4 protein-coding genes are annotated in these 1,685 nt (G+C 62.4%); all 4 read left to right on the forward strand.

All coding sequences use genetic code 11. The features are described 5' to 3' along the window. Nucleotides 1-232, forward strand: a 232-nt coding sequence (locus EN914_RS38530; protein WP_206527305.1) for a hypothetical protein, incomplete at its 5' end; no start/stop codon positions are given. Further along, nucleotides 232-708, forward strand: a complete 477-nt coding sequence (locus EN914_RS34550) for a hypothetical protein (RefSeq protein ID WP_024504248.1) — start codon at nt 232-234, stop codon at nt 706-708. The genes EN914_RS38530 and EN914_RS34550, both read left to right, overlap by 1 nt. Continuing rightward, entirely contained in the window at nt 656-1,180 is a 525-nt protein-coding gene (locus EN914_RS34555) for a hypothetical protein (protein ID WP_024504247.1), read from the forward strand. The genes EN914_RS34550 and EN914_RS34555 overlap by 53 nt, the downstream gene beginning before the upstream one ends. Further along, nucleotides 1,173-1,685: hypothetical protein (locus EN914_RS34560; RefSeq protein ID WP_206527306.1), on the forward strand; the 513-nt coding region annotated here is incomplete at its 3' end. The genes EN914_RS34555 and EN914_RS34560, both read left to right, overlap by 8 nt.

The following is a 1,685-nucleotide window of genomic DNA, read 5'->3' on the forward strand; positions in this document are numbered from 1 at the left end:
CTACAAGATGGAAGCCTTCAAGCACAAGTTCGCGCCGTCGGCGACTATCGCCAAGGTGACGCGCTGGGCCGTGGAAAAGGCTGGTCTTGGCAAGGAGGAGGCCGAGGAGCACGTCCTCCAGATCCATGGTAGCCGCGTCCAGCCGCCGCAGAATGCACATCTGGGCAGCTTCACCGGCGAAACCTGCGCCGTTATGTTCGACCTGGTCCGCAAGAAGTTGGTGCAGGGCTGATGGCGGCCTTGGCGACAGCGGAGGAAAGGGCGTTCCGGGAACACCTGGAGCGCCCTGATTTCCAGCTCGGCACGATCAAACAACAATGGCGCTTGCTGCGCGTAGCGTGGCCGACTGCCGACTTCGCGATAAGAGCGCGCGACGGCACCGAGTGGGGGTTCCGTTTTCTTCTGGACGGCTATCCAGCGCAACTGCCGAACGCCAGGCCTTGCGACATGGAGACCGGCGTGCCGCTTGCCGCAGAATATTGGCCGAAGGGCTCGGGCCGGGTGGCGGCGGCGTTCAATCCAAACTGGAACGCTGCGGCCCTTTATATGCCGTGTGACCGAATGGCGTTGCCCGGGCACGAGCAATGGATCGTGGAGCATCCCGAACTGCTCTGGAAGCCCGCCCGCGGAATTGTTCATTATGTGGAGATCATTCATGACCTTTTGGCTTCGTTCGGTTATTTCGCGCCTATTCGGCCAGCCGCCTGATCTCTCGATCCCGGTCGACCTGTGGCTCGAACTTCTTCACGGACTGCGAGCGCGTGGCGGCAACCACCGGGAAAGCGGCGCTTTCCTTCTGGGACCGAATACTGCGCACCGCAGGATCACCTCTATCGTATTCTACGACGAGATCGATCCTCACGCGTTCGATACCGGCATCATCGAGATCGACGGCGGCTCGATGGCGGATTTGTGGAACATCTGCCGTGAACGTGGCGAGGTTGTCGCGGCCGACGTTCACACCCACCCCGGCAGTGCCGGGCAAAGCGAATCTGATCGGCTGCACCCAATGATCGCCGAGCCGGGTCACATCGCGATGATCCTGCCTCGCTTTGCCGCCGAGCCGATCAGGTTCGATGAGATCGGGCTCTATCGCTACCTGGGCCGTTTTCGCTGGACCGCACTCAAACGGTCGCTTCTGCGGCCCACACTGCGCATTGAAGGAACAATCCATGGCTGAAGATATCATTGACACCCTGAACAGGTCCGCCAAGCTGTTCATGGACCGCGGCACGGCCGCTACCGCGGAGGAAGCCGAGCAGCGGTTGCATTCTTTCCGGATGCATCTTTTCATCGGCGAGAGCGCAGCCTTGAGTCCGACCCACCAGGCGGCGCTGCTCACCGCCCTCAATTGCGCTCGCCGCACCTTCCTAGGCGGCGTTACGGTGTCGGGCGTCCTGGACGCGCCTTTGACGTTGCCGGTCGTTGCCGGTACGACCCTGGCTGACGCGGTAGGACACCTTCAGGGTACCGTCGTCGAGGACATCCCGCAAGGCGTTCCGCTTGTCAGCATCGGAACTCCGCCGGCGATCGATCACGCGGGTTTTGCTATCAGAACGACATTCGAAGGCTGGCGAGCCGGCCTGGTGCCGTTCGACGCCCCCGCCCTTCCCGACTCTGCCGAGTTTGCTCCCGCTGGCGTGCTTGCCGGAGCGCTGGCCGTGTCGGAAGTCTTCGCCCATTTC

The sequence above is a fragment of the Mesorhizobium sp. M7A.F.Ca.CA.001.08.2.1 genome, from assembly GCF_003998455.1.
GTDB classification, from domain to species: Bacteria; Pseudomonadota; Alphaproteobacteria; order Rhizobiales; family Rhizobiaceae; genus Mesorhizobium; species Mesorhizobium ciceri.